The organism is Synechococcus sp. BIOS-U3-1, from assembly GCF_014279975.1.
Lineage (GTDB): Bacteria > Cyanobacteriota > Cyanobacteriia > PCC-6307 > Cyanobiaceae > Synechococcus_C.
In genome coordinates, this window is record NZ_CP047936.1 from 192,918 (window position 1) to 215,177 (window position 22,260).

Annotated in this window: 18 protein-coding genes, 1 tRNA gene and 1 other RNA gene; 12 read left to right on the forward strand and 8 right to left on the reverse strand. The window is 54.9% G+C overall.

Features of this window, described 5'->3' with window-relative positions:
• Positions 1-43: 43 nt before the first annotated feature.
• An RNA gene (gene rnpB, locus SynBIOSU31_RS00880) (RNase P RNA component class A) lies at positions 44-427 on the reverse strand.
• 22 nt (positions 428-449) lie between these two features.
• Between rnpB and SynBIOSU31_RS00885 the strand changes: the two genes are divergently transcribed.
• The 3 genes from SynBIOSU31_RS00885 to SynBIOSU31_RS00895 all read left to right on the forward strand — a co-directional run bounded on the left by SynBIOSU31_RS00885 (position 450) and on the right by SynBIOSU31_RS00895 (position 1,582).
• Positions 450-523 (forward strand) — tRNA-Arg (locus tag SynBIOSU31_RS00885).
• A gap of 209 nt (positions 524-732) precedes the next feature.
• Complete coding sequence (locus tag SynBIOSU31_RS00890; protein ID WP_186491400.1) at positions 733-1,089, forward strand: hypothetical protein; 357 nt, start codon at positions 733-735, stop codon at positions 1,087-1,089.
• A 37-nt stretch (positions 1,090-1,126) separates the two neighbouring features.
• Positions 1,127-1,582, forward strand: a complete 456-nt coding sequence (locus SynBIOSU31_RS00895) for a hypothetical protein (RefSeq protein ID WP_186491401.1) — start codon at positions 1,127-1,129, stop codon at positions 1,580-1,582.
• Positions 1,583-1,663: 81 nt separating this feature from the next.
• Here the strand turns inward: SynBIOSU31_RS00895 and SynBIOSU31_RS00900 are convergent, their stop codons facing one another.
• On the reverse strand, positions 1,664-4,186 hold the full coding sequence (locus SynBIOSU31_RS00900) for a glycogen/starch/alpha-glucan phosphorylase (RefSeq protein WP_186491402.1): 2,523 nt from the start codon (positions 4,184-4,186) through the stop codon (positions 1,664-1,666).
• A gap of 233 nt (positions 4,187-4,419) precedes the next feature.
• Here SynBIOSU31_RS00900 and SynBIOSU31_RS00905 point away from each other — a divergent pair, with 233 nt between their 5' ends.
• Positions 4,420-5,814 (forward strand): cation:proton antiporter, encoded by a 1,395-nt coding sequence (locus tag SynBIOSU31_RS00905; protein ID WP_186492753.1) that lies wholly within the window; start codon positions 4,420-4,422, stop codon positions 5,812-5,814.
• Between the two features lie 3 nt (positions 5,815-5,817).
• Here the strand turns inward: SynBIOSU31_RS00905 and SynBIOSU31_RS00910 are convergent, their stop codons facing one another.
• Positions 5,818-6,126, reverse strand: a complete 309-nt coding sequence (locus SynBIOSU31_RS00910; protein ID WP_186491403.1) for a hypothetical protein — start codon at positions 6,124-6,126, stop codon at positions 5,818-5,820.
• 70 nt (positions 6,127-6,196) lie between these two features.
• On the opposite strand from SynBIOSU31_RS00910, the gene SynBIOSU31_RS00915 reads away from it, so the two are divergent.
• The 3 genes from SynBIOSU31_RS00915 (at position 6,197) to SynBIOSU31_RS00925 (ending at position 9,561) form a co-directional block, all read left to right on the forward strand.
• Positions 6,197-7,123 (forward strand): alpha/beta fold hydrolase, encoded by a 927-nt coding sequence (locus SynBIOSU31_RS00915; protein ID WP_186491404.1) that lies wholly within the window; start codon positions 6,197-6,199, stop codon positions 7,121-7,123.
• 36 nt (positions 7,124-7,159) lie between these two features.
• Entirely contained in the window at positions 7,160-8,017 is an 858-nt protein-coding gene (locus tag SynBIOSU31_RS00920; RefSeq protein ID WP_186491405.1) for an aldose epimerase family protein, read from the forward strand.
• 68 nt (positions 8,018-8,085) lie between these two features.
• Positions 8,086-9,561 (forward strand): four-carbon acid sugar kinase family protein, encoded by a 1,476-nt coding sequence (locus tag SynBIOSU31_RS00925; protein ID WP_186491407.1) that lies wholly within the window; start codon positions 8,086-8,088, stop codon positions 9,559-9,561.
• An 82-nt stretch (positions 9,562-9,643) separates the two neighbouring features.
• On the opposite strand, the gene SynBIOSU31_RS00930 is transcribed toward SynBIOSU31_RS00925, so the two are convergent.
• From SynBIOSU31_RS00930 to SynBIOSU31_RS00945, 4 genes are all read right to left on the reverse strand, one after another.
• Complete coding sequence (locus SynBIOSU31_RS00930) at positions 9,644-10,819, reverse strand: alpha-hydroxy acid oxidase (protein ID WP_186491409.1); 1,176 nt, start codon at positions 10,817-10,819, stop codon at positions 9,644-9,646.
• Positions 10,820-10,937: 118 nt separating this feature from the next.
• Complete coding sequence (gene dld / locus SynBIOSU31_RS00935) at positions 10,938-12,644, reverse strand: D-lactate dehydrogenase (RefSeq protein ID WP_186491412.1); 1,707 nt, start codon at positions 12,642-12,644, stop codon at positions 10,938-10,940.
• A gap of 266 nt (positions 12,645-12,910) precedes the next feature.
• Complete coding sequence (locus SynBIOSU31_RS00940; RefSeq protein WP_186491414.1) at positions 12,911-13,960, reverse strand: hypothetical protein; 1,050 nt, start codon at positions 13,958-13,960, stop codon at positions 12,911-12,913.
• A 267-nt stretch (positions 13,961-14,227) separates the two neighbouring features.
• Positions 14,228-15,652 carry an NADP-dependent isocitrate dehydrogenase gene (locus SynBIOSU31_RS00945; RefSeq protein WP_186491416.1) on the reverse strand — a complete coding sequence of 475 codons (1,425 nt, stop codon included), beginning with the start codon at positions 15,650-15,652 and terminating at the stop codon, positions 14,228-14,230.
• 90 nt (positions 15,653-15,742) lie between these two features.
• Here SynBIOSU31_RS00945 and SynBIOSU31_RS00950 point away from each other — a divergent pair, with 90 nt between their 5' ends.
• Positions 15,743-16,681: a glycosyltransferase family 2 protein gene (locus tag SynBIOSU31_RS00950; RefSeq protein WP_186491418.1), complete on the forward strand. Its 939-nt coding sequence runs from the start codon at positions 15,743-15,745 to the stop codon at positions 16,679-16,681.
• Here SynBIOSU31_RS00950 and SynBIOSU31_RS00955 read toward each other — a convergent pair.
• Positions 16,669-17,943 carry a ChbG/HpnK family deacetylase gene (locus SynBIOSU31_RS00955; RefSeq protein WP_186491419.1) on the reverse strand — a complete coding sequence of 425 codons (1,275 nt, stop codon included), beginning with the start codon at positions 17,941-17,943 and terminating at the stop codon, positions 16,669-16,671. The genes SynBIOSU31_RS00950 and SynBIOSU31_RS00955 overlap by 13 nt on opposite strands.
• 71 nt (positions 17,944-18,014) lie before the next feature.
• On the opposite strand from SynBIOSU31_RS00955, the gene SynBIOSU31_RS00960 reads away from it, so the two are divergent.
• The 4 genes from SynBIOSU31_RS00960 to SynBIOSU31_RS00975 all read left to right on the forward strand — a co-directional run bounded on the left by SynBIOSU31_RS00960 (position 18,015) and on the right by SynBIOSU31_RS00975 (position 22,255).
• A complete protein-coding gene (locus SynBIOSU31_RS00960) occupies positions 18,015-18,470 on the forward strand; it encodes a hypothetical protein (RefSeq protein WP_186492754.1) in 456 nt (151 codons plus the stop codon).
• Positions 18,471-18,543: 73 nt separating this feature from the next.
• Positions 18,544-19,257 carry a biliverdin-producing heme oxygenase gene (locus SynBIOSU31_RS00965; protein WP_186491421.1) on the forward strand — a complete coding sequence of 238 codons (714 nt, stop codon included), beginning with the start codon at positions 18,544-18,546 and terminating at the stop codon, positions 19,255-19,257.
• A 5-nt stretch (positions 19,258-19,262) separates the two neighbouring features.
• Complete coding sequence (locus SynBIOSU31_RS00970) at positions 19,263-20,363, forward strand: glycosyltransferase (RefSeq protein WP_255477295.1); 1,101 nt, start codon at positions 19,263-19,265, stop codon at positions 20,361-20,363.
• 74 nt (positions 20,364-20,437) lie between these two features.
• Positions 20,438-22,255 (forward strand): ABC transporter ATP-binding protein, encoded by a 1,818-nt coding sequence (locus tag SynBIOSU31_RS00975; protein ID WP_186492755.1) that lies wholly within the window; start codon positions 20,438-20,440, stop codon positions 22,253-22,255.
• The last annotated feature ends 5 nt before the right edge of the window (positions 22,256-22,260 follow it).

Here is a 22,260-nt window from a genome sequence, read left to right on the forward strand (position 1 = left end):
AGATGTGGTTTTTAGTTTCTCCTGTGATTCTTTTGTTTTGTTGGTGTGAAAGCAGGTCATAAGCCGGGTTCTGTTCTCCCTTGTGAAAGGGGGGCGATCATCTATCTGGGACCGTCGTCTCCGGCGGCCTCTAGCGGCTCACTTATCGGAACGGGACAGATGGCCAGTCGTCGTTCCTTGGCCTTGCTCCCAGCCGGGGTTTACCTAGCCAGCACCTCTCGATGCTGCTGGTGCGCTCTTACCGCACCCTTGCACCCTTGCCTGTGCCGGCGAACCGGCCATCGGCGGTGTGTTTCTGTGGCACTCTCCTCACGGTCACCCGCACTGGGCGTTACCCAGCAAGCCTGGCCATCGGGGAGCCCGGACTTTCCTCAACCGGATCTCAGCACGGGGCTGGTCTTCGGTTGCGATCACCTCTCCTGCTTTCAAACCCCATAATGACTTCTTAGGGGGCTGTAGCTCAGCTGGATAGAGCGACGGTTTCCTAAACCGTAGGTCGTGGGTTCGAGTCCCGCCAGCCCCGTGATTCAGTTTTCCTTGCTTGCAGTGCGAGTGATCTGCGGGTCTGTTGTTCAAGGCTTGGAGCGGTTTTAGATCTGCCCTTTGAGCTGTGATCGAGAGTCGGGCGCTATCCCTGGGAGCGCGCAAACGTCTAGTGGTAGTTAACACTACATTTAGTGGGGTAGCCAGGCTCGACGCCCTCGCTAGCGTTGCATTAGTGAATCCGGCTCCATGACCCAGCTTCACGATCTACGGCTTCAACTTCTTGTGCAGCAGGAAAGCGAGCGCATTGCCGACTCGCAGCCCACTGAACTCGATCTCTCTGTGGTTCAGGCGCGTTGCCTGTGTTGGTTGGCCTTACTGGCTGAAGCGCACGATGATCAAGCCAGTGACGCTGAACGACGCGGCGACACAGAGCAAGCGATGGGTTGGTTTGCGGATTCCATGCGCTTGAGAGACGTGATCCAGGTGGTGACGTCGATCGAAATCCCTTTGCCTGGTCTCACTGAGGGAGATGCTGACAGCCGTTTTGATGGTGGCGGTGATAGTGACGGTGGGTTTTCGTCTGAGCCGCCACTTGCAGCCTGATCAGATGTCATGATGGTTCTCGAGCTCCGGGTTCCTAGTGCCAGAAGAACCCTGCCAATGCCCAGACTGTCAACGCTTCTATAGGGAGCACGATCGGCTGATTCGCGAGAACCCCACCCTCCGGCAGCAACAGGAATTGAGCTGGGCAGCTCTGCAAGCGTTCCGCACTCTCTCTGGTCGGGTGCTTGAGGACTTGCAAAAGCAGCATGGCCCTCGCTCGAGCGAAGGGCAGGTTCATGCCACGCCAGTGGGCAGTGCTGATGAGCCCACGGACGCGCTCCAGCAGGCGATGGCTGATATGGAGAACATCAATGCGCACCTCTTCTCGATTGAGGCGTTGATGGAACGCATCTTTGATGTCCGGGTTCCTGATGATATTGAGCAGAAATTCCGTGAATTGGCTGGTGAGTTGGCGCCTGATCCTCTGAATGCTGATCGGCTGCGGCTAAATCGGATTCTCCACCAAACGCCTGATCTGCCTGATCACAATTGAGAATCTGAACAAGACACTGTTTGGACGCAAACCGTTTGAAGGCCCTGATTGTTGATCAGTGCCTTCTTGTTATCTGACATCTCAGTGGATGTCGCAGGTGATCTCCACGGGCATCGCTTCCACCTTCCAGATTTCCCTGCAGTAATCCCGGATGGAGCGATCAGAAGAGAAGAAACCGGTGCGAGCCACGTTGAGAACACTCATCCGGTTCCAGTGCATCCGATCCGTCCAGGCGCGGCTGACGGCATCCTGGGCTCTCATGTAGGCCGCGAAATCGGCCATGACGAAGAAGGGATCGTTACCGGTGAGATTGTCCAGCAGTGGTCTGAACAGTTCGCCGTCGCCATTGCTGAAGTGACCCATCTCAATCAGACGGATAGCTTCCGCAAGCTCAGGCGTTGATGCGATCACGTCCCAGGGGCGGTAGCCACTCTGTTTGAGTGCAGCGATTTCCTCGACGGTCTTACCGAACAGGAAGAAGTTCTCCGCTCCGACTCGCTCGAGGATCTCCACATTGGCGCCGTCGAGTGTGCCAATGGTGAGAGCCCCATTCATGGCGAACTTCATATTGCCGGTGCCAGAAGCCTCTTTACCGGCAGTAGAGATCTGTTCGGAGAGGTCAGATGCTGGATAGACCTGCTCACCCAGCTTCACGTTGTAATCCGGAAGGAAAACCACCCGCAGGCGCCCGTCCATGTCGGGATCGGCGTTGATTGTTTCGGCAATCCCGTTGATGAACCGAATGATCAGCTTGGCCATGTAGTAGCCAGGTGCTGCTTTGCCGCCAAAGATCACCGTTCGGGGTGCAAGGCCGTCGGCTTGCCCGTTCTTGATGCGTAGGTATTGGGTGATGATCTGCAGCGCGTTGAGGTGCTGACGCTTGTATTCGTGGATGCGCTTCACTTGCACGTCGAACAAGCTGGAGGGGTCGACCAAAACACCTGTGTTGCGGTGGATGTAGCCGGACAACTTGCGCTTGACCGACAGTTTGGTTTTTTCCCAATGCTCAAGAAATTCATGGTCATGTTGACGCTCCTCGAGGCGTCGCAGCTGATCCATGTCGGTGATCCACTCAGGGCCCACGTGCTCATCGAGCAGCGATGAGAGCTCTGGGTTGGAGAGGGCCACCCAGCGACGGGGTGTGACGCCATTGGTCACGTTTGTGAATTTTTCAGGCCAAAGCGCTGCGAATTCCGGCATCAGCTGTTGCTTAACCAGGTCGGAGTGAAGGGCAGCGACGCCGTTCACATGATGAGCACCGATGGTGGCGAGGTGGGCCATGCGCACAGCCTTGCCGCCCTCTTCATCAATGATCGATAGCTTGCGCTGGATGGCGTCGTTGCCCGGGTAGCGCAGGCGTACCTGTTGCAAGAAACGACGATTGATTTCGTAGATCAGTTCGAGGTGCCGCGGCAGCAGGCTGCTGAACAGGTCCAGGTCCCATTTCTCCAGTGCTTCCGGCAGAAGAGTGTGGTTGGTGTAGGCCACAGACCGGTTAGTGATCTCCCAAGCTTTGTCCCATTCCAGGTGGCGATCGTCGATCAGCAGACGCATCAGCTCCGCCACGGCGATGGCGGGGTGGGTGTCATTCAGCTGAACCGTCCAGTGCAGAGCGAAGTCCTCCACCGGCAGGCCTCGGTTATCGAGGCTGCGAAGCATGTCCTGCAGTGAGCAGGACACGAAGAAATGCTGTTGCTTCAAGCGCAGGCGACGTCCCTCATCGGTGCCGTCGTTGGGGTACAGCACCTTGGAGAGGGTTTCGCTACCCACCTTTTCTTCCACGGCGCCGTAGTAATCACCGATGTTGAAGGCATAGAAGTCGAAGCTCTCTGTTGCATCCGCCCGCCACAGACGCAGGCGATCGCAGGTATTAACGCGGTAGCCCAGCACAGGCACGTCATGGGGCACACCGATTGCATGTTCCGAGGGGATCCAGCGAGAGCGATAGTTGCCTTTGTCGTCGATGTAGCTCTCTGTGCGGCCGCCAAAGCCGACGAAGCAGGCTTCATCGGGTTGGGGTAGTTCCCAAGGCCAGCCGCCCTTCAGCCACTTGTCGGTGACCTCCACCTGCCAACCGTCGCGGATGAGTTGATCGAAGATGCCGAACTCGTAACGAATGCCGTAGCCCGTGGCAGGAATTTCAAGGCTGGCAAGTGATTCCATGTAGCAGGCCGCAAGACGGCCAAGCCCGCCGTTGCCCAGGCCAGGTTCTTCCTCTACTTCAAGAATGGGCTGAATCGAATCGATCCCGAAGCGCTTGAGGGCCTCTTCCGCTTCCTTCTGAATCCCCAGATTGAGCAGATTGTTGGCCAGCTGTGGGCCGATCAGAAACTCTGCCGAGAGATAGGCCACTGTTTTCTGTGGCCTGGCACGGATCGCTTCCTTGCTGGCCAGAAAGCGCGTCATCAATCTGTCGCGCACCGCGTAGCTCAGCGCCATGTAGAGGTCATGGGGGCTTGCTGAAGGAGCGAGCTTGCCGAGCGTGAAGAACAAGTGTTCGGTCATTCCGTCAAACACGGAATCGGCATCGAGCCCTGCGCGTTCAGGATCCACGGAGCATCCCGGAGTCGGTAATCGCAGGTCGAGGGGCTCGGAGGTGCTCATCGCTTCTCGGGAGATCAACAGAGGTTGGCTCGGATCGCACCTGGAATGCAGGAAATTCAGCGTTTCCAGTCAGACCGAGTAGCCGTTGCGGCGGAAGTTTGCAGACAATTGGTGCTGTGCAGCTGCACTCTCAGGATCAGCCCATGGCGGGATACCCCTGCTGAAGCTTCAGCGTGAGCATTGCGGCAACCCGTTTAGGGATAAGGTCCCACCGAGAGGAATCCACATTGCTGATGCTCGCTGCTGCGATGCCCCCACTGCTCACGCCGATGCTGGCTGAGGTCTCTGCTCACGACTTGGAGATGGCGGAAACCCTGATCGGGGTAGCCAGATTTGTATTGATTTTCGTGGCAGCCCGCATTCTCGCGGAAGTGCTGGTGCGCCTGCAGTTGCCCACGATCCTCGGTGAGCTGCTGGCTGGTGTGCTGATCGGTGCCTCCGGACTGCATCTGTTGGTCCCCCCAGAAACCCAGGTGGAGCTCAGTCAAGGGCTGGTCGGCCTGGTGAGTGGTCTTGTGAATGTGCCACCGGAAGTGGTTCCGGAGATTTACAGCGAAAGTTTTCCCTCGCTGGAGTCCGTGGCTGAGCTGGGTCTTTATGCCCTGTTGTTCCTCACCGGTCTGGAAAGTGAGCTGGAAGAACTGATCGCTGTCGGCGGCCAAGCGTTCACCGTGGCCGTCGCTGGTGTGGTGCTGCCTTTTGCCTTTGGCACCTGGGGCCTGATGGGAATTTTTCATGTGGATGCGATTCCGGCGATCTTTGCCGGTGCCTCCATGACGGCCACCAGCATCGGCATCACAGCCAGCGTGTTCGGTGAGCTGGGCTTTCTTAAGACCCGTGAGGGTCAAATCGTGATCGGCGCTGCCGTTCTGGATGACATCCTCGGCATCGTGATCCTGGCCATTGTGGTGGCCCTGGCTGGTGGTGGCTCGCTGGAGATCGGCCCGATCGTGAAACTGGTGGCTGCTGCAGCCGTGTTCGTGGTGGCAGCCATCGGTCTCAGCCGCAGCGCCGCGCCGGCCTTTGACTGGTTGATCGACAAGCTGAAGGCTCCTGGGGAAGTGCTGGTGGCCTCATTTGTGATTCTTGCCATCAGTTGTTTCACGGCAACGGCCATCGGTCTGGAGGCGGCCCTGGGCGCATTCGCTGCCGGTCTGATTCTCAGCAGCTCGAAGCACAACCGCGCGATTCAGGAGGCAGTCCTGCCGATCGTGACGCTGTTTGCCACCGTGTTTTTCGTTCTGGTCGGTGCGGGTATGGATCTCTCTGTGATCAATCCCTCCGATCCATCCAGCAAAACGGCTCTGATCATTGCTGGCTTTTTGTTGGTGGTGTCGATCATCGGCAAGATCGCTTCGGGCTGGGCCTTTGTGAGTAAGCAACCCACCCGTCGTCTGGTGGTGGGCCTGGGCATGATGCCTCGCGGCGAAGTCGGCCTGATTTTCCTGGGGCTTGGCACTAGCGCCAAGCTGCTCTCTCCCTCTCTTGAGGCGGCCATTCTGTTGATGGTGATCGGCACAACCTTTCTGGCTCCTGTGCTTCTGCGTCTGGTGATCGGAGATGACAAGCCAGACGATGACGACATGGTTGATGACGAGGTGGCCGCCGATCCGGTTGGTCTGCTGTGAACTTCAGTCTTTCCGCGCCAGTGACAGAAACAGACTCCAGCCGATGGTGATCAGCGCCAGGCTTGAGGCCCAACCAGGTCCCAGAGCCCATCCCAGCAGCAGTTGGATCACCACGCCAACGGTGAGGGAAAGCAGCAGGCTGCTGATCACCAACGCGGCCTGACGCCATGGTGCGCTGAGAGGACTGCTTTCGAGGCTCGCTTCAAAGCGGCTGAGTGGTGTGCTCAGCGGCAGATAAAAGGCAATGGCCCAGAACAAGCCACCGCTGAGTGTGCTGCTCTGCAGAAGCAAGCCTGTGGTCTGATCGAGCATCGCGGCGAAATCGGCCTGGCAGGTCGATGACGAAAAAGGATGCTTAGCATCGCCGCCCAAAGCAAAAGTTGTGGTGAGCGAGGCGCAGCAGCCCTGGTGGCAGTTCCAAGGTCATGCAGTGCACGGTCTCTGCGTAGGACCTGGTCCAGATTCAGGCCATCTTGACCGTCCTGCCGTGCTTCTTGTACATGGTTTTGGCGCTTCCACCGATCACTGGCGCCACAACATTCCAGTGCTGGCTAGCACTCATGAAGTTCATGCCATCGATCTGCTTGGTTTCGGCCGCAGTGCCAAGCCGGAGGGTTTGGCGTATGGCGGTGCTCTTTGGCGTGATCAGCTGGTGGCCTATGTGCGTGAACGCATTGGCCGGCCCACGGTGATCGCGGGCAATTCACTGGGTGGTTTCGCCGCTCTTGCCGCTGGGGCTGAGCTGGGTGATGAAGCGGCTGGTGTTGTGCTGCTGAATGCCGCTGGCCCTTTCAGCGATGAGCAGTCAGCGAAACCCAAAGGCTGGTGGCCGAGTACGCGGCGCTCGATCAGCTCAGCACTGCTGAAGAATCCCGTTCTGCAGAGGCTGCTGTTCGAGAATCTCAGGCGACCAGCCACGATTCGACGCACCCTCAATCAGGTGTACATCGATAAGACCAACGTCGATGACGAGTTAGTCGAAGCCATTCGGCGTCCCTCTCTGGATGCCGGAGCTTTCGGAGTGTTTCGCACGGTGTTCGATATCCCCCGCGGACAGCCGTTGGATGAGTTGTTCGCTTGTCTGAAGTCGCCCTTACTTTTGCTGTGGGGGATCCGCGACCCCTGGATCAATGCTGCAGGTCGTCGGGCTAGCTTCCAGCGCCATGCTCCAGAGGCCACCACTGAGGTGGTTCTTGAAGCCGGTCACTGTCCGCATGATGAGGTTCCTGATCAGGTGAATGCGGCATTACTCGAGTGGTTGTCGACCCTTGCCGGGGAAAACAAGCGGGATCTGCAGCCTTCCCGGTAGTTTCTGGCCAATCTTGAGTGTCCCGGTCCTGTGACCATGACCTTTCGCCAACAGTCCGCTCCCTACGCCCACTGGGAGTTTGTGCATCCCAGCAGTGGGGATCGCTTACGGGTGGTGCCCGAGCGAGGTGGACTGGTCACGGAATGGCTGTGCAACGGCCGTGAAATGCTCTATCTCGATCGGGAGCGCTTCGCTGATCCAGCCAAAAGCCTCAGGGGTGGCATTCCGGTGTTGTTCCCCATCTGCGGCAATCTGCCGAATGATTGCTTGCCGCTTGTTAGTGGTGACTTCACCCTGAAGCAGCACGGATTTGCTCGTGACTTGCCTTGGCAGATCGCGTTGCTGGCTGATCAGAGTGGAGTGATGCTTACGTTGACGGATTGTGCCGATACCCGAAAGGCTTACCCCTTCGGATTCAGGCTCCAGATGGAGATCAGGCCGCTCAGTGCTGCGCTCGAGATCACTATCACCATCAGCAACACCTCTGAATCTGAGAGTGAGCCGATGCCCTTCAGCTTCGGGCTTCACCCCTACTTCAATGTGAGTGATCTCTCCAGCAGCGCAGTGGAAGGTCTGCCTGGCCGTTGCTTCAACCACCTGGAGATGGCTGAAGCGGAGACTGCCGCTCAGTTGAGCCGCCTGGCTCAGGGGGTCGACTTCCTCGCGCACGCCGCCGGACCTGTGACGCTGGTGGATGAACAGGCAGGCACCCGGCTGCAGCTTCAGCATCAGGAGCCAATGGATCTCACGGTGGTTTGGACCGATCCCCCTCGAGCCATGGTTTGCCTTGAGCCCTGGACAGGCCCTCGGCAGGCGCTGATCAGCGGTGACCGAAGGTTGGCGCTGGCCCAAGGCGAGAGCACCACACTGTCTTGCCGCTATAGCGTCATCTGAAGCATGTTTATCCGCAGCCACAGGCTTTGGCCAAGCCCAAGTCCGACGGCCACAGGTAGAACGCTGTCGTGAGCGCAGCCAACGCTGCAGCGGCTGAGGGTGGCCGGAAGATTGTGGTGATAGACGACGATCCCACCGGGTCTCAGACGGTGCATAGCTGCCCTTTGCTGCTGCGCTGGGATGTGCAGACCCTGCGTCTAGGACTACGTCACCCTTCTCCGCTGCTGTTCGTGTTGGCGAATACCCGTGCTCTGTTGCCGGAGGCCGCGGCTGAGCGCAATCGTGAAATCGTTGCTGCGCTCGAGCAAGCTCTTGCAGCGGAGCGGATGAGTGATCAGCAACTGCTGCTGGTCAGCAGGGGTGACTCCACCCTTCGCGGTCATGGGGTGCTTGAGCCCGCTGTTCTGGCTGAGGAGCTTGGTGATCGCTTCGGTCCGGTGCACGCCACCCTGCATGTGCCCGCCTTTCTCCCCGGTGGACGCACCACCGTGAATGGGGTGCACCTGCTTCATGGTCAACCGGTCCATACGACTCCCTTCGCCAGCGACCGCAGCTTTGGTTTCAGCACCAGCTGTCTCGATGCCTGGCTGGAGGAAAAGAGTGACGGTGCCATCCAAGCTGCTTCGGTGCTGCGCTTGCAGGGGCAGCAGCTCGACCGCGCTGCTGTTCAAAGGAAGGGCGAACCCTGCGCTGATGGCTCGAACGGTTTCACTGCGCTGGTGAACTGGCTTGAAGCGTTGGATGGCAATTGTTCTGTGATCGTGGATGCTGAGAGGCAGGAGCAACTGGATGCACTCGGGGCGGCAGTGCAACAGCTGCAGGGCAGGCGTCGCCTCCTGTTTCGATCTGCTGCGAGCCTGATCAATGGGCTGGTTGACGGCGGCAGACAGCCCATCGGTCCGCAGCCTCTGGAGGTTCGTGACCTGGTGAATCTGCGTCGCTGTGATCCAAGCGGCAATTGGCTTCCTGGGCTCGTCTTGGTGGGATCTCATGTTCCTCTGGCAGACCAGCAGCTAAGGGCCTTACTTGGCGAGTCAGGTTGCAGCGGACTCGAGCTGCCGGTGGCCCGTATTGCCAGGGTGCTTGAAGGGAGTACCCCTGATTGGCTGTTGGCTGACCTGGAGCTCGAATGGTTGCAATCGATACAGGAGGTTTTGGGTCGGCAACAGACACCCGTGCTCTACACCAGTCGTGGAGAGCTTCATTTCGGAGAGGGGCAGGCCGCTGATCGTCGTCGTTTGCGCTTTGGCCTGGCTCTTGCCCAGCTCACAGCACGGCTGGTCGCAGCGTTCGCCCCACAGCTTGGCTACTTGATCAGCAAGGGGGGGATCACTACAGGCAGCCTTCTCGCTGATGGCCTGGGGCTGGGGACAGTGCTGCTGGAGGGACAGTTGATGCTGGGGCTTTCGATGGTGCGGCCGTTGCCTGACGATGGCATCTCTGGTGTGGCGGGTCTTCCTGTGATCACATTCCCCGGCAATCTTGGTGATGGCCAAACACTCGCGCAGGCCTGGAGATTGATGGAACAACTTGAAGCTGGCTGAAGATCTCTTGCTGCATTCATGATTCGTATGAGTTCAAGCTATTCATGCTGGAGATCAGACCCTGTGACGGGATGGTGTTTCTTCAGCACTCCCAGGATTTAGGACATTGAATGTAGGAATGGTCAAGCTTATGAACCGAATCGCAGCCCAGTAATTTCATGGTTCTGATGATGTCTGTTTTCAAGATTTCGATGGCACGTGCAACGCCAGGACCGCCTCCAGCAGCAAGGCCGTAGGCATAGGCTCTGCCGATCAGCACTCCTTTGGCCCCCAGGCAATAAGCCTTGACGACGTCACTACCTCGTCGGATTCCACCATCCATCAAGACATCTATCTCCCCGTTCACGGCCTTCACGATTTCAGGCAGAACACGAATGGTTGGTGCAACGCTGTCTAACTGTCGAGCACCATGATTGGACACAACTACTGCATCGACTCCAAGGTCGACTGCTTTGCGTGCATCGTCACCGATATGAACTCCCTTGATAATTAATTTGCCTCCCCAGGCTTCGCGTATCCATTTGAGATCGTCCCAAGTGACAACAGATTGCTCCAGCGCTGGTCCAATCTCGGTGTATCCCATCGGTCCATTCTCAAGGACCACATTGGGGAAATTCATTAACCCTCCATCTCCAAACCATTGACTCAGCCAGCAAGGCTTTGCCAACATCTGCGGCAGAAATGGCAACATCGTCAGAGGGTTCTGAGATAACAGTTCTTTGGTTCCGTTGCGAACATCGAGCTCACGCAAGCCAGAGACCGGTGTATCGATTGTGAGCACAATCGCTGAGAATCCCGCAGATTTTGCGCGTTCAATCGTTTTGAGAGCGACGTCGCGCCCGCCAAGCAGGTAAAGCTGGTACCAGGCAGGACAATCAGTGGCCTGCTTCACATCTTCCAGCCGGCATCCTGACAGTGTCGAAAGGGTATATCCAGTTCCTGCTTTGCCTGCTTCTCTGGCGGCAACGACTTCACCTTGAGGATAAAACATTCTGCTACTGCCCACAGGGCCAAGCAAAAAAGGCAAGTTGAAATTCTGCCCCAAAACTGAAATTTTTAACTCAACTTCAGGTGTTGCAACTGCACACCGAGGTCGGAACAATATTTCATTGTAAGCGCTGCAATTCTGTGCCAATGTCTGTTCTCTATCGGCACCACTATCGATGTAGCCAAAAACCATTTTTGGCAAACGCTTTTTAGCTAAATCTCGAAGATCGGAAACATTGACGACTCGTGGGGCGGAAACATTTTGATTCATCCCAGACAGTCGATAAAATTAATTGCCATTATTTTAACCCTTGACTCGGAATTGGTCATAATCAGATTAAGTTCTGCATATTTGTCACTGCATCAGCTCGTCGAATTGGAGTCCGGCCTTACCGGTAATCTTTGAGCTTTGACATTTTGCCAATTCCAGGGTTGAAGCTGTTGGTTGGGTCGATCTTCTTGTAAAAATTTGACAGATCTGTTTCGGCTTTGTATAAGTGACCAACATTATGTTCAGCAGGATATTTAGCACCTGATTGATCGAGAAGCTCTAAAATTTGCTTTTTTAGTTTGGTTGCATCGACCCCTTTCTTCACAACAAAGTCCCAGTGAAAAACCATGCAAAGGAAATGTGCCATTTGGAATGATTCGGCCATCTGGGAGAGGATGTCCTCAGGAAGAATGTCGTGCCACGTTTCGCAATTGCGGGGCAAGGCCACATCAAGCGGCAGCAGTTCTCCAGAGCCTTCCTTGTTTAAGATCTGGTAACGAGCTGGTGCATTCCCGGCAACATAACGATGGAGTAAAGCTGCTTTCCCTTCGGATTCGCTGCACTCAAAATAAGATCTCTCATCTTGACCTTGCCAGTTTTGTTCAAGCAATGTCTGGGTTTCTTGGATGGATTGGTCACTGGCTAAAATAATCATGTGGTGTTCGTATTGACTGCGAAAAGCTCTCATTCTGGACGGCAGGTGGTCTGGTGCAAGTCGAGCGATGCAATGCAGAGATCGATCAGAAAAGTGATCTGGAAATAGTGAGCTTGACCATTGTGAGACGACTCGATCAACGTTTCTCTTGATTCCGAACAACTTGGGGATAAAGCCTGTGCCGAAATATTTGATTGCAAGAAAGGCATCCTTGCAGTAAAGATCTGCACCATCAAAATAACTACGGTGGAGATACTCGCCCATGTCTGGAAGATGTGTGAAATTCTTGAGAATCTTTTTGCGCAGCTCGGTTAGGTGTTTCGGATTATTTGTTCCTAGATAAAACACTTTTTCCTGCTTGGGCTTCGGGAATGTGTCCAGCCTGACTGCAAATACCGCAAGCTTTCCTGCGCAACCACTCGCTTCGCGTAGGCGTCGTTGATCAGCATTGAATCGTGCCGGGATTGGAGAGGTGATCTCACGGACCCGCTTCTGGTACTCCTGGTCAGATGCCAATCGTTCACAATCTGCCAAGTCTTCTGTGTTGAAATCAGTTTGTTGAAGAGTGGCCAGAATCTCTTCAGGGCATGTGCCAAGTTCGATGCCGAGATGATTCACGAGCTCTAGTGTTCCGTTTTGATTGAGCCGTGCAAATAGTGAGTATTCTGTGTAAGCCGGGCCGCGATTGACCAGATTTCCGCCTGAGTTATTGCAGATGCCTCCAACCACAGATGCGCCAATGCATGATGAGCCGATCACCGAATGAGGTCCTCTCCCAAGTGGCGATAGCTTTTCTTCTAGTTGATACAAACTAGATCCTGCAAATGCGACTACTTGTTCACCTCCTTTTAAGAGAATGACTTTGTTTAGATTCAACGTGTTGATAATCACAACATCTCTGTCGTAGTCATTGCCGTCAGGCGTTGAACCCCCTGTGAGGCCAGTATTCGCGGCCTGAATAATGATGATTTTGTCGAGTTTCACGCATAGGTCTAGGGTTTGCCAAAGCTGCAAAAGGTTGTTTGGCATGACCACTGCGCAGGCCACACCGTGCCCTACACGGATGCCTGTTCTGTAAGGCTTTGTTTGTTCACTGTCGGTCAACACCTGCTGTTGCCCTACAAGGGCAATCAACTCATGCTCCAATTCCTGTAAACGGTCCTGTCTCATTGCGTAGCGGCTTCGGGCTGCAATTGGAAACGCTCATCGACGAATCTATTGGATTGGAGCTTCTTTCATCGTTTTCTTCAATCCCATCGATTGAAGCGGTGAGGGCCCATCCCGTCTGAGAGCGCCCGATGTCTTATCCAGAACGTGTTCGCAGTTACTGATTCAAGCGATTGAACCATTGGATCGATGAATGGATGTACTGCTCGTAGGTTCGTGTGTTGTGATGATGCGTTGGTGGCCCTGCCCACGCCCCAACGGCTGTCGTTTTAATTCGTTGGTGTTGTTTGATTTGATCTTTCAGCTTTCAATTCTCCGTTTGATCGCGAAGGTATGTAGGCAAAGGATATGACTAAAAAGGCGGCCAACCAGATGTAATACTGTGCAAATATAACAGCGTTAAATTGAAGGAATAGCAGCAGTGTGACTGTACTTGCATGCCAGAAATTGACCTTTTCTTTGGCTTGGGCTAGCCAGTTAATTACGATGAGTGCCACCATCAACAGTCTTGTGCCATCAACTCCCGTCAAAATGATTCTGGTTCCTGTCGCCTTGCCATGATCACTGAAATCTCGAGTGGTAGAGAAGAGCATGTTAAGGGTGAATCCTAAGGGCTGATCCAATAAGAAAGGCAGAGAGATAACTAGTGGAATGGCTAGTGCAATGACGCTGTATATGAGGATCTGTTTTCTTTTAAATGTGTTGCCTTTTGCAGCAAGCTTCGCGTTCAGTTCGATGAGAAAGTTGGGCAGCAGAATGATGCCAACATGCTTGATGCTGAGTGATAGACCAAAGAGTAAGGCTGAGAGTTTGGGTTTGTGGTGAAGTTGATTGCCGGCAAGAAGTATTGGCAAAATCGCAATAAATTCCAGGTGCTGAACATTGATGATGTATGAGCTCCATCGCCCTAAAAGCAGAATTCCGCAGGCAACGAGGCCCGAAACTATTTTGTGCTCATGTTTGTAAACGTTGATGATGAGAATGCCGATGCATAAGTGGCAGAATAGATTGATCAGTCTCCAAACTTTGACAAAGTCATCAAATTCCTTGATTCCAAGTCGATCAAAAATGGCGACCGCGTAATAGCTCAGTGGTAAGTATGTGGGGTATTTATCGTTGTCTCGAATTGAATTTCCAATAATTCTTGCGTAGGGGTTGATTCCGTTGGCTAGCTTTTTACCCTCCTCCCAGACGTAATAGATGTCACGGTCGGTTAGTCTCCCGGCCCCTTTGAGGCTCCAGAGTAGATGAACGGCGATGGTCGCGATAAATAGTGCAATTCCTAGTGCTAAAAGGATATTTTTCTGAGAGTTGGTCATTGTTTTAGTTTTTAGCAGGGTGTTAATTGTTGGAGCGGTTTATTGATTTAATGTCAATTAAAGTGTTGATCGGCAAGTGCTTTGTCTGGCGGCTGAAGCAGCTTTGGTCTGTTGAATGTGTCGATCCCATTAAGCTATTGATTGTCTCCCTGGCGCAACATGCTGTCTAAGCTATTTCCTTGAATTGATGATGTTTTGCTCGTTTTCTGTTAGCGCTGGTTACGTCAATTTTCGCCAATGGTGCTTGTCTTGATGATGCAGTTAATTTCAGAAGCGTTGGATGATCGCATCGGCAAAGCCGCTGCAGCTCACAGGATCCACCTGCGGTTCCATTAATCTCGCAAGATCGTAGGTCACTTGTTGATCTGCGATTGCGGCGCTTAGCCCTTGAATGACTAAATTAGCGGCTTTTTGCCAACCTAGAAATTCCAGCATCATCACACCGCTGAGAATTACCGAGCCTGGATTGATGCGGTCCAGACCGGCATGTTTAGGGGCTGTTCCATGTGTGGCCTCAAATACTGCAGCGTTTTCGCCAATGTTTGCCCCAGGAGCCATTCCTAGACCGCCCACCATTGCGGCAGCGGCGTCAGAGATGTAATCGCCGTTGAGATTGAGTGTTGCCAGGATTGAATATTCCTGCGGTCGTGTCTGGATCTGTTGAAAGATGCTGTCAGCAATTCGATCGTCCACCATCACCATCTGCTTCCATTTCCCAGCACCATGACTTGCGCCGATGCTGTCAATTACAGCTTGCACTTCAGCATCAATTGAACCTTTCTTTTCAGGGGTGAGGCTGTCGTAACCGGGCTCAATCATGCGTGCGTTTGCCTGCGCACTCAAGCTCGGATCCTTCTCCAGATTGCCGAGAATCCAGCTTTCTCGTTCAGTGATGCAGACATCACGGAATTCAGTGGTGGCCAGCTCGTAGCCCCAGTCGCGGAAAGCACCTTCCGTGAATTTCATGATGTTGCCTTTGTGCACCAAAGTCACGTGGCGCTTATCGCCCTCCAAGCGCATCGCATGTTGAATTGCCTTGCGGATGTGGCGTTGACTTCCGTGCTTGCTCACTGGCTTGATGCCGATCCCTGCACCTTCCGGAATCTGACGTTTGCCCAGTTTGCCGTTGGCTGGGATCACCACCTCATTGAGGTGTCTGCGCAGCTCCTGGCCAACTGCATCGTCGGCTTCCCACTCCACGCCCATATAGATGTCTTCGGTGTTCTCCCGATAGACGATCACGTCGAGATCCTGAGGACGCTTGTGGGGGCTGGGAGTTCCTGCGTAATAACGGCAGGGACGCACACAGGAGTACAGGTCAAAGATTTGGCGCAGTGCCACATTCAGTGAGCGGATGCCTCCACCAACGGGGGTGGTGAGGGGGCCTTTGATGGCAACGCCGTAGGTGCGGATCGCTTCGAGAGTGTCTTCTGGCAGGTATTGGTAGGTCCCGTAGCGATCACAGGCCTCATCGCCGGCGTAGACCTTGAACCATTCGATTTTTTTGGCGCCCGCATAGGCCTTGGCTACCGCAGCATCCAGCACTTTCTGCGTTGCGGGCCAGATGTCCACGCCTGTTCCATCGCCGCGGATGAAGGGAATGATTGGGTTGTCGGCCACCACGGGCTGACCATTCTCGAAGCGGATCGTCGTCCCCTCTGTGGGGGCTGTGAGCTTCTCGAACTGAGCCATGGCTTGGTTGCCGCAGGGCGACATCACATTGTCGCGAGCCTATGACTTGAAGGGCGATCTCTAAAGTCATTTCGATCCGACCTCCATCACATGCCGAAGTCAGAGGGTGTCTGGGTGGTGGCGGCCTGCTTCAACGAAGAGGATGTGATCACGCGGTTTGTGGAGCGTGTGCTTGCAGTGCCAGGCGTGGACCAGCTGGTGCTCATTGACGACGGATCCTCCGACGCAACCGTGGAACGCATTCGCGCCTGGTTGCAGAGTCATGCTGGTTCGCGTGTGACTTTGCTGGAACTCACACGCAACTTCGGCAAGGAAGCAGCGATGCTTGCCGGCCTTGACCATGTCAACGGCCGTTGCGCTGCTGCCGTGCTCATCGACTCAGATCTTCAGCACCCTCCGGAGCTGATTGAAGAGATGGTGAGTCAGTGGCGTGCCGGAGCTGAAGTGGTCACGGCGGTGCGTGATGACCAGGATCAGGAATCGCGCCTGAAGGTTGCCAGTGCCCACTGGTTTTATCGGGTGTTCAACAAGGTGGTGGATTCGATTGAGCTCCAGGAGGGGGCTGGTGATTACCGCCTGCTTGATGCCGCTGTTCTGGATGCGGTCACCCAGTTGCGCGAGTCCAGTCGATTCTCCAAAGGCCTTCTTCCTTGGACCGGCTATTCAAGTGTGGAGTTGCCTTATCAGCGGGTGAGCCGCGTGGGAGGGCAGACCTCGTGGAGTCCGCTCAAATTGTTCGGTTATGCATTCGATGGGATCTTTTCGTTCTCCGTCCTGCCTCTGAAGATGTGGACAGGGATCGGCATTTTGGTGTCCTCCCTCAGTCTTTTTTATGCGTTGCTGATCATCCTGCGCACAGCCTTGTTTGGAGTTGATGTAGAGGGTTATGCCTCACTGATGGTGGCGGTGCTGTTCATCGGTGGGATTCAGCTGATCGGCATCGGCGTCCTCGGGGAGTATGTCGGTCGGATCTATGTGGAGGCGAAGTCACGTCCCCACTACTTCATACGGCGAGTTCACAAGTCCTGAAGAGCGCGCCATTCACGTTGTCTCCAGGGTGAGGCGGCGAAGGGTTGAGACACGGCAAAACCTTTTGTGGAGAGGTCGATGTCGAGGGGAGCACTGGGGTGGGCCAACAGAAGCGGTGGCGTACATCCTTGTTTAGGTCGTGCGCTGCTCAGATCTCTTAGGGCTGCATTGAGTGGATCTCCTGCCATTTGTCCGGTGAACAGAACTCCGGCGAAGCTCTGATTGCTGGCAACTCCGCAGCGCCGGATGGCCGGCCTAGCTCTGCGGCTGAGCAGTTGGAGCACCAGCCACTTCAGCAGTCCTAAATGACGGATGGCCGTCCCCCAGCAGCGCATGGGCAGGCCAGTGGGTAGAGGTTCCTCGGTTAGGCGCATCCAGGTGATGCCGTTGTCGTCAGCTCTGGCCAGAGCGGCCCTCAGCACGATCGGGACCAAGTGAATGTGCTGATGGCCATCCAGATGAATGGGTGCATCACCGCAGAAGCTGCGGAAGCGTTGGATCTGGGCGTCCACTTCTAGTCCAAGTTGGTCTTCGATCCGGCGGCGAGAAGGATGTCGGCGCGGTACCAGCGAGAGCAACAACCACTGTCCAAAGGATCGCCTCAGATGACCGTGGCAATCCACCAAATCAGGAACCAACGCTGGGTCAGCGCTCGGAGGTCCTTCGGTGAGGCAGAGGTGCAAACAGAGTTGCAGTTGAGGACGAGTGTTTGTCAGTTTCTGCCAGGCATGAAAGCCATCGGTCGCCACAGGCCCATTCACCAGCAGGCTGCTGCTGTCCAGCTGGCCCTGACTGGCGAGTTCAAGAATGGCCTGATTGGTGGCAGGGCTCAGCCCGAGATCATCGGCGTGGCGTCGTGGGGTGACGAGGCAATCCCTCCGCCGCTTGCTGAACCGTGCAGCCCGTGACCAGATCAGGGCATTCAGTGCTGTGGGGGTGAACACCAGGATCGCGACGCGCACGGGCTCGCCCAGTGCGTTTGGCAGGACGAGAGGCAAGACGCCACTCACTGTGAGATTGACTATGTATTGAATGACGAGCCAGCGTCGAGCGAAGCGTTGCCCACCGGTTTCGGGGCGGAAGGTGAAGCGAGCGTGCCCCAAATAGCCGGCCAGTGAGGCGGCCATAAATGCCAATGGATTCGCCAGCCACAGCGGCATCAACAAGCCCAGTGCCAACAACACCAGGGCATGCACAGTTGCGGCTGCCACTCCCACCAGCCCATAGAGGCTGAGTCGGGATCTGAGAGTGCTCGGAATCATGGTCGCAACCGTAACGGTCACTGGCGCTTCGGGTCAGCAGCCTTCAACCTGTGGGCATCGACGATGAACTGGTGAACGCAGGAGAAGCGGTTGATAGCGTGCAGCTCGCCCAGGCTCTGGCTTCAGCCGTGACCCTGGTGAGAGATCGTTTCCCTGCCGCGAGCGTCAATCTCAATCCCTGGCGTGATGATCCCCAGACGCGCCGCTGGCAGGAGGATCAGAGCCTTGACCTGGCCTTTCACTTCCCCGGTTGGAGTCCTCGTCTCGAGTGCCGCAGTCTGCTTCTGCAGTTACGGCTTCAGCAGAAGTCTGATGCAAGTGGATCTTCTTCGGCCCCGGATCTGCTGGGGGTTTTGATGCGAGGTATGACCTACGACGGTGAACGGTGGCGTCTGGTAACGATGGGCAATTGGCAGCCAGAGGGTTCGCACCTGCCTCAGCCTGAGCAGATCCAACAGCTGCGTGGAATCTGTCGGGACTTGTTTGATTTGTTCGCCGATCCGGCAGCGACGGGCACAGCGGCGTAACCCTTCGCAACCCTTCGGTGTCTCAAACCAGGATCGATTTTATGGTTGCCTACACCGATCAAGTGTTCATCCCATGTCCGTAGCTCTGGCTGCTCAGCTCCGTGAAGGCACCAAGAAAGCTCACACGATGGCCGAGAACACCGGTTTCGTTAGCTGCTTCCTCAAGGGTGTCGTCGATAAATCCAGCTATCGCAAGCTCGTTGCTGACCTCTACTTCGTTTACTCCGCTATGGAGGAAGAAGTGGATCAACTCAAGGATCACCCTGTGGTGGGACCCGTGGCGATGGAGCAGCTGAACCGTCGTGAGTCTCTTGAGAAGGATCTTGTTTATTACTTCGGTGAAAACTGGAAAGAAGAGATCCAGCCTTCTCCCTCCGCCGTCTCTTATGTCGGGCGAATCCATGAAGTGGCGAAGGAGTCACCCGAACTGCTTGTGGGTCATCACTACACCCGTTATATGGGTGACCTCTCCGGTGGTCAGATCCTCAAGAACATCGCTCAGAAAGCGATGAACATGGATGGAGATGACGGTCTGCGTTTCTACGTGTTCGACGAAATCGCTGACGAGAAGTCTTTTAAGACGACCTATCGCGCCACCATGGATGAGCTGCCGATCGACCAGGACACCGCGGATCGCATCGTTGAGGAGGCGAACAACGCTTTTCACTTGAACATGCATATGTTCAAGGAGCTTGAGGGAAATCTTGTTGCGGCCATCGGCAAGGTGCTATTTGGCTTTCTGACTCGCCGTCAGCGCAGTGGCAGCACAGAAACTGCTGCTGCTTGATGGGATTGGCTGAGCCTTCCCCTGGGGGCTTCAACTCCATTCGGGTTCTGGTGCCTGGCATCGGAACCCGTTTTCGATGTGGCGGCTTGAATGTTGCTCTACAGACGGCACGTCTGCTTTCAACCCTCTTACCGACCGAGGTGGTCACCTACAGGGAACGAAGTGAGCAGCATCCCTTTCTCAATGATCTGATTCGCGATGAATCAGCACCGGGTCAGGCCCTTTGGGTCGTGAGCTGGGGTTTTGATGTGCCTCGTTCACTAGCGCGTTTGCGAGGACGACCTGTCGTTTATCAGGCGCACAGCAGTGGATATGGATTTGTGTTGCCACCAGGCATACCGGTGGTGGCTGTCAGTCGTAACACCCTTGGCTATTGGGGTGACCGTGCCCCACGCAACCCCCTGTTCTGGGTGCCCAACGCTCTGGAGCCTCAGTGGTTGGAGCGGGGCGCCCGTCCATCGTCATCCGACCGTGATGCAGTCACAGCCCGGCCGATCGATGTGCTGGTACAGAAGCGGAAGAGCAGTCCCTATGTGCTGAACCAGCTGGTGCCAGCACTGAAGGCGCAGGGTCTGAGAGTGGAGGTCCAGAACGGCTGGGTGGAGGACCTGGTTGATCTGTTCAATCGCTCCAAGATCTATCTCTATGACTCGGCCGAGTACTGGCGAGGTCATGGTGTGAGTGAGGGCTTCGGGTTGCCTCCGCTGGAAGCCTTGGCTTGTGGTTGCGTGGTGTTCAGCAGTTTTAATCACGCGTTGGCAGACACCCTGACGCCCGGTGTGACGGCCCATCAGATCGGTCAGGGGACCTTAGAGAATGATCTGGTGCGGATTCGTTCCGCTGTTGATTGCCCAGATCATTGGATTCCAGCGGCGGAAACGCTCGATGCGCTTTTGGCTGAATCCAGTGAGTCCAGTTGGTGTCTGCGCTGGTCTCGAATCCTTGCTCAGTTGAGCGATCTCAGGGCCCATGGAGCTCTGGGCCTCACATCCGACTCAGTGTTGAGCTCACCCTCCACCCGTCGTTTGCGTTGGTTGCAGCGACGGGATCGCCTGCGCGCCAAGGTGGTCAATCGGTTGTCCGGCTGGCCATGGCGTGTTGGCTAAATGTTGGCCGCGAATTAGGTTTTGCTCATCTGAATTGTGCCTTGAACGCTCAAGGTTGAATGCTGGGGGCGTCAATGCCGTTTCAAAGTCAGACCTTGGCAAAGCTGCGCAGGTTGCTGGCTTATCTGCCACGCCGGCGTCATAGGCAGTTAGTGGTGGTGATGGTCGCTGCCTTCTTTCAGGGGGTCGTTGATGTTTTTTTGGTGGCTCTGCTGGCCCGCTTGGTCGGTTTGCTTGCCGGCAACAATCTGCAAGACAAAATTCCTGGAATCAAGGTTTTTGGAGGAGCTTTGCTTGATCAGGCGGGCTGGATTATTGGCCTTCTGATTCTTGTGTTCTGGTTGACGTCTGGTGTCCGCTTCGGTGTTTCGTTGATGCAGAGTCTGCTTAGCGCAGAAATTTGGAACGACCTTGTTAATCGGGTTTATCTCACACTCATGCGTCAGAAATATGAGTTTTTTGTGGGAAGTAAATCTAAGGGAATTGCCCTGCAGTTCAATCGAATTTTTGATAATGTATCAACAGGAGTCATCGCTCCGTTGATCACGAGTGCTGGAAGTCTGATTTCAATACTCGCACTTCTTGTTGGAATTATCATTGTTCTTGGGCTGAAAGCATTTGTTGTTTTCTCTTTGATGGTGATCTCTTATGCCATTGCCTCAAGGATAATCACGCCTTATTTGCGTTTGGCCACTAAACAGCGCATTCGCTATAAAAAACGTATTTCGATCATTTTAAACGAGTCGATTGGCTCGATGCGAGAAGTTCAGCTTTATGGGGCTGAGCTGCATTTTGCTTCTAAATTCTCGAGAGATGGAGGGATTGCTAAAAGGTACGATCGCATTGGTCGACTTTTGCCAGATATTCCACGGCTTGTGATTGAGCCTGCTGGCATTACGATCCTTTTTGCTGTGTTTGTTGGCCCAGCCCTGTTTCAAGGAAATGTTTCGTCTTTTCAGGAGATCTTGCCTGAGATTTCGGCGCTCCTGATTGCTTTGTTGAGGATCTCCGCTCCCTTGCAGGCCTTGTTCCGCGGGGTGAATCGCCTGCGTGGTGGTCTGCCGCAGATCCAGGAGGCTCTTGATCTGCTTGATTTGAATGCTGACCGTCTGCTGCTTGATTCCTCTGGAGTTCCTTCTCCCAGTGGTTTGATTCCACAAAGATTTATTCAGCTTAAAGGAGTTAGTTTCTGTTTCAGCCAGTCTGAAGCTGGTGTGATCCACAATATTGATCTCACCATTCCTAGTGGTTCTCGGATCGCTTTTGTTGGTAAAACGGGCAGTGGCAAAACAACACTTGCTCACTTGATTCTTGGCTTATATCAGCCTTCTGCTGGCACGCTTTGCATCGATGGCATTCCGGTTACGGATCAGGAGCTTCCTGCTTGGCAGGCCAATTGTTCATTCGTTCCTCAGAGCGTCAGGCTTACGAGTGGGAGCGTGAGAGACAACGTAGCTTTCGGTCAAGACTCTGAAGTGATCGATGATGATCGGGTTTGGTCATCTCTTGAGGCCGCTCAGTTCGACGATGTGGTGGCTGGAATGCCCTACGGCCTTTACACAATGGTGGGGGAAGATGGGGCGAAATTGTCGGGTGGCCAAAGGCAAAGATTGGCTCTTGCTCGCGCTTTTTATCGCGATGCCAAGGTGCTTGTTCTTGATGAGGCCACGAGCGCTCTCGATAACAAAACTGAGCAAGATGTCATGCAAGCACTCGACATTGTTGGCAGGCGTTGCACGACAGTTGTGATTGCGCACAGGTTATCCACAGTGAAAAAGTGCGATCGCATCTATGAAATTGAAAATGGCAGGATTGTTGCCAATGGAACCTTCGCAGAGCTCTGTGACCGTTCCGAAAGTTTTCGCGAGATGACTTTATTTGAGGCGACCTGATCCGC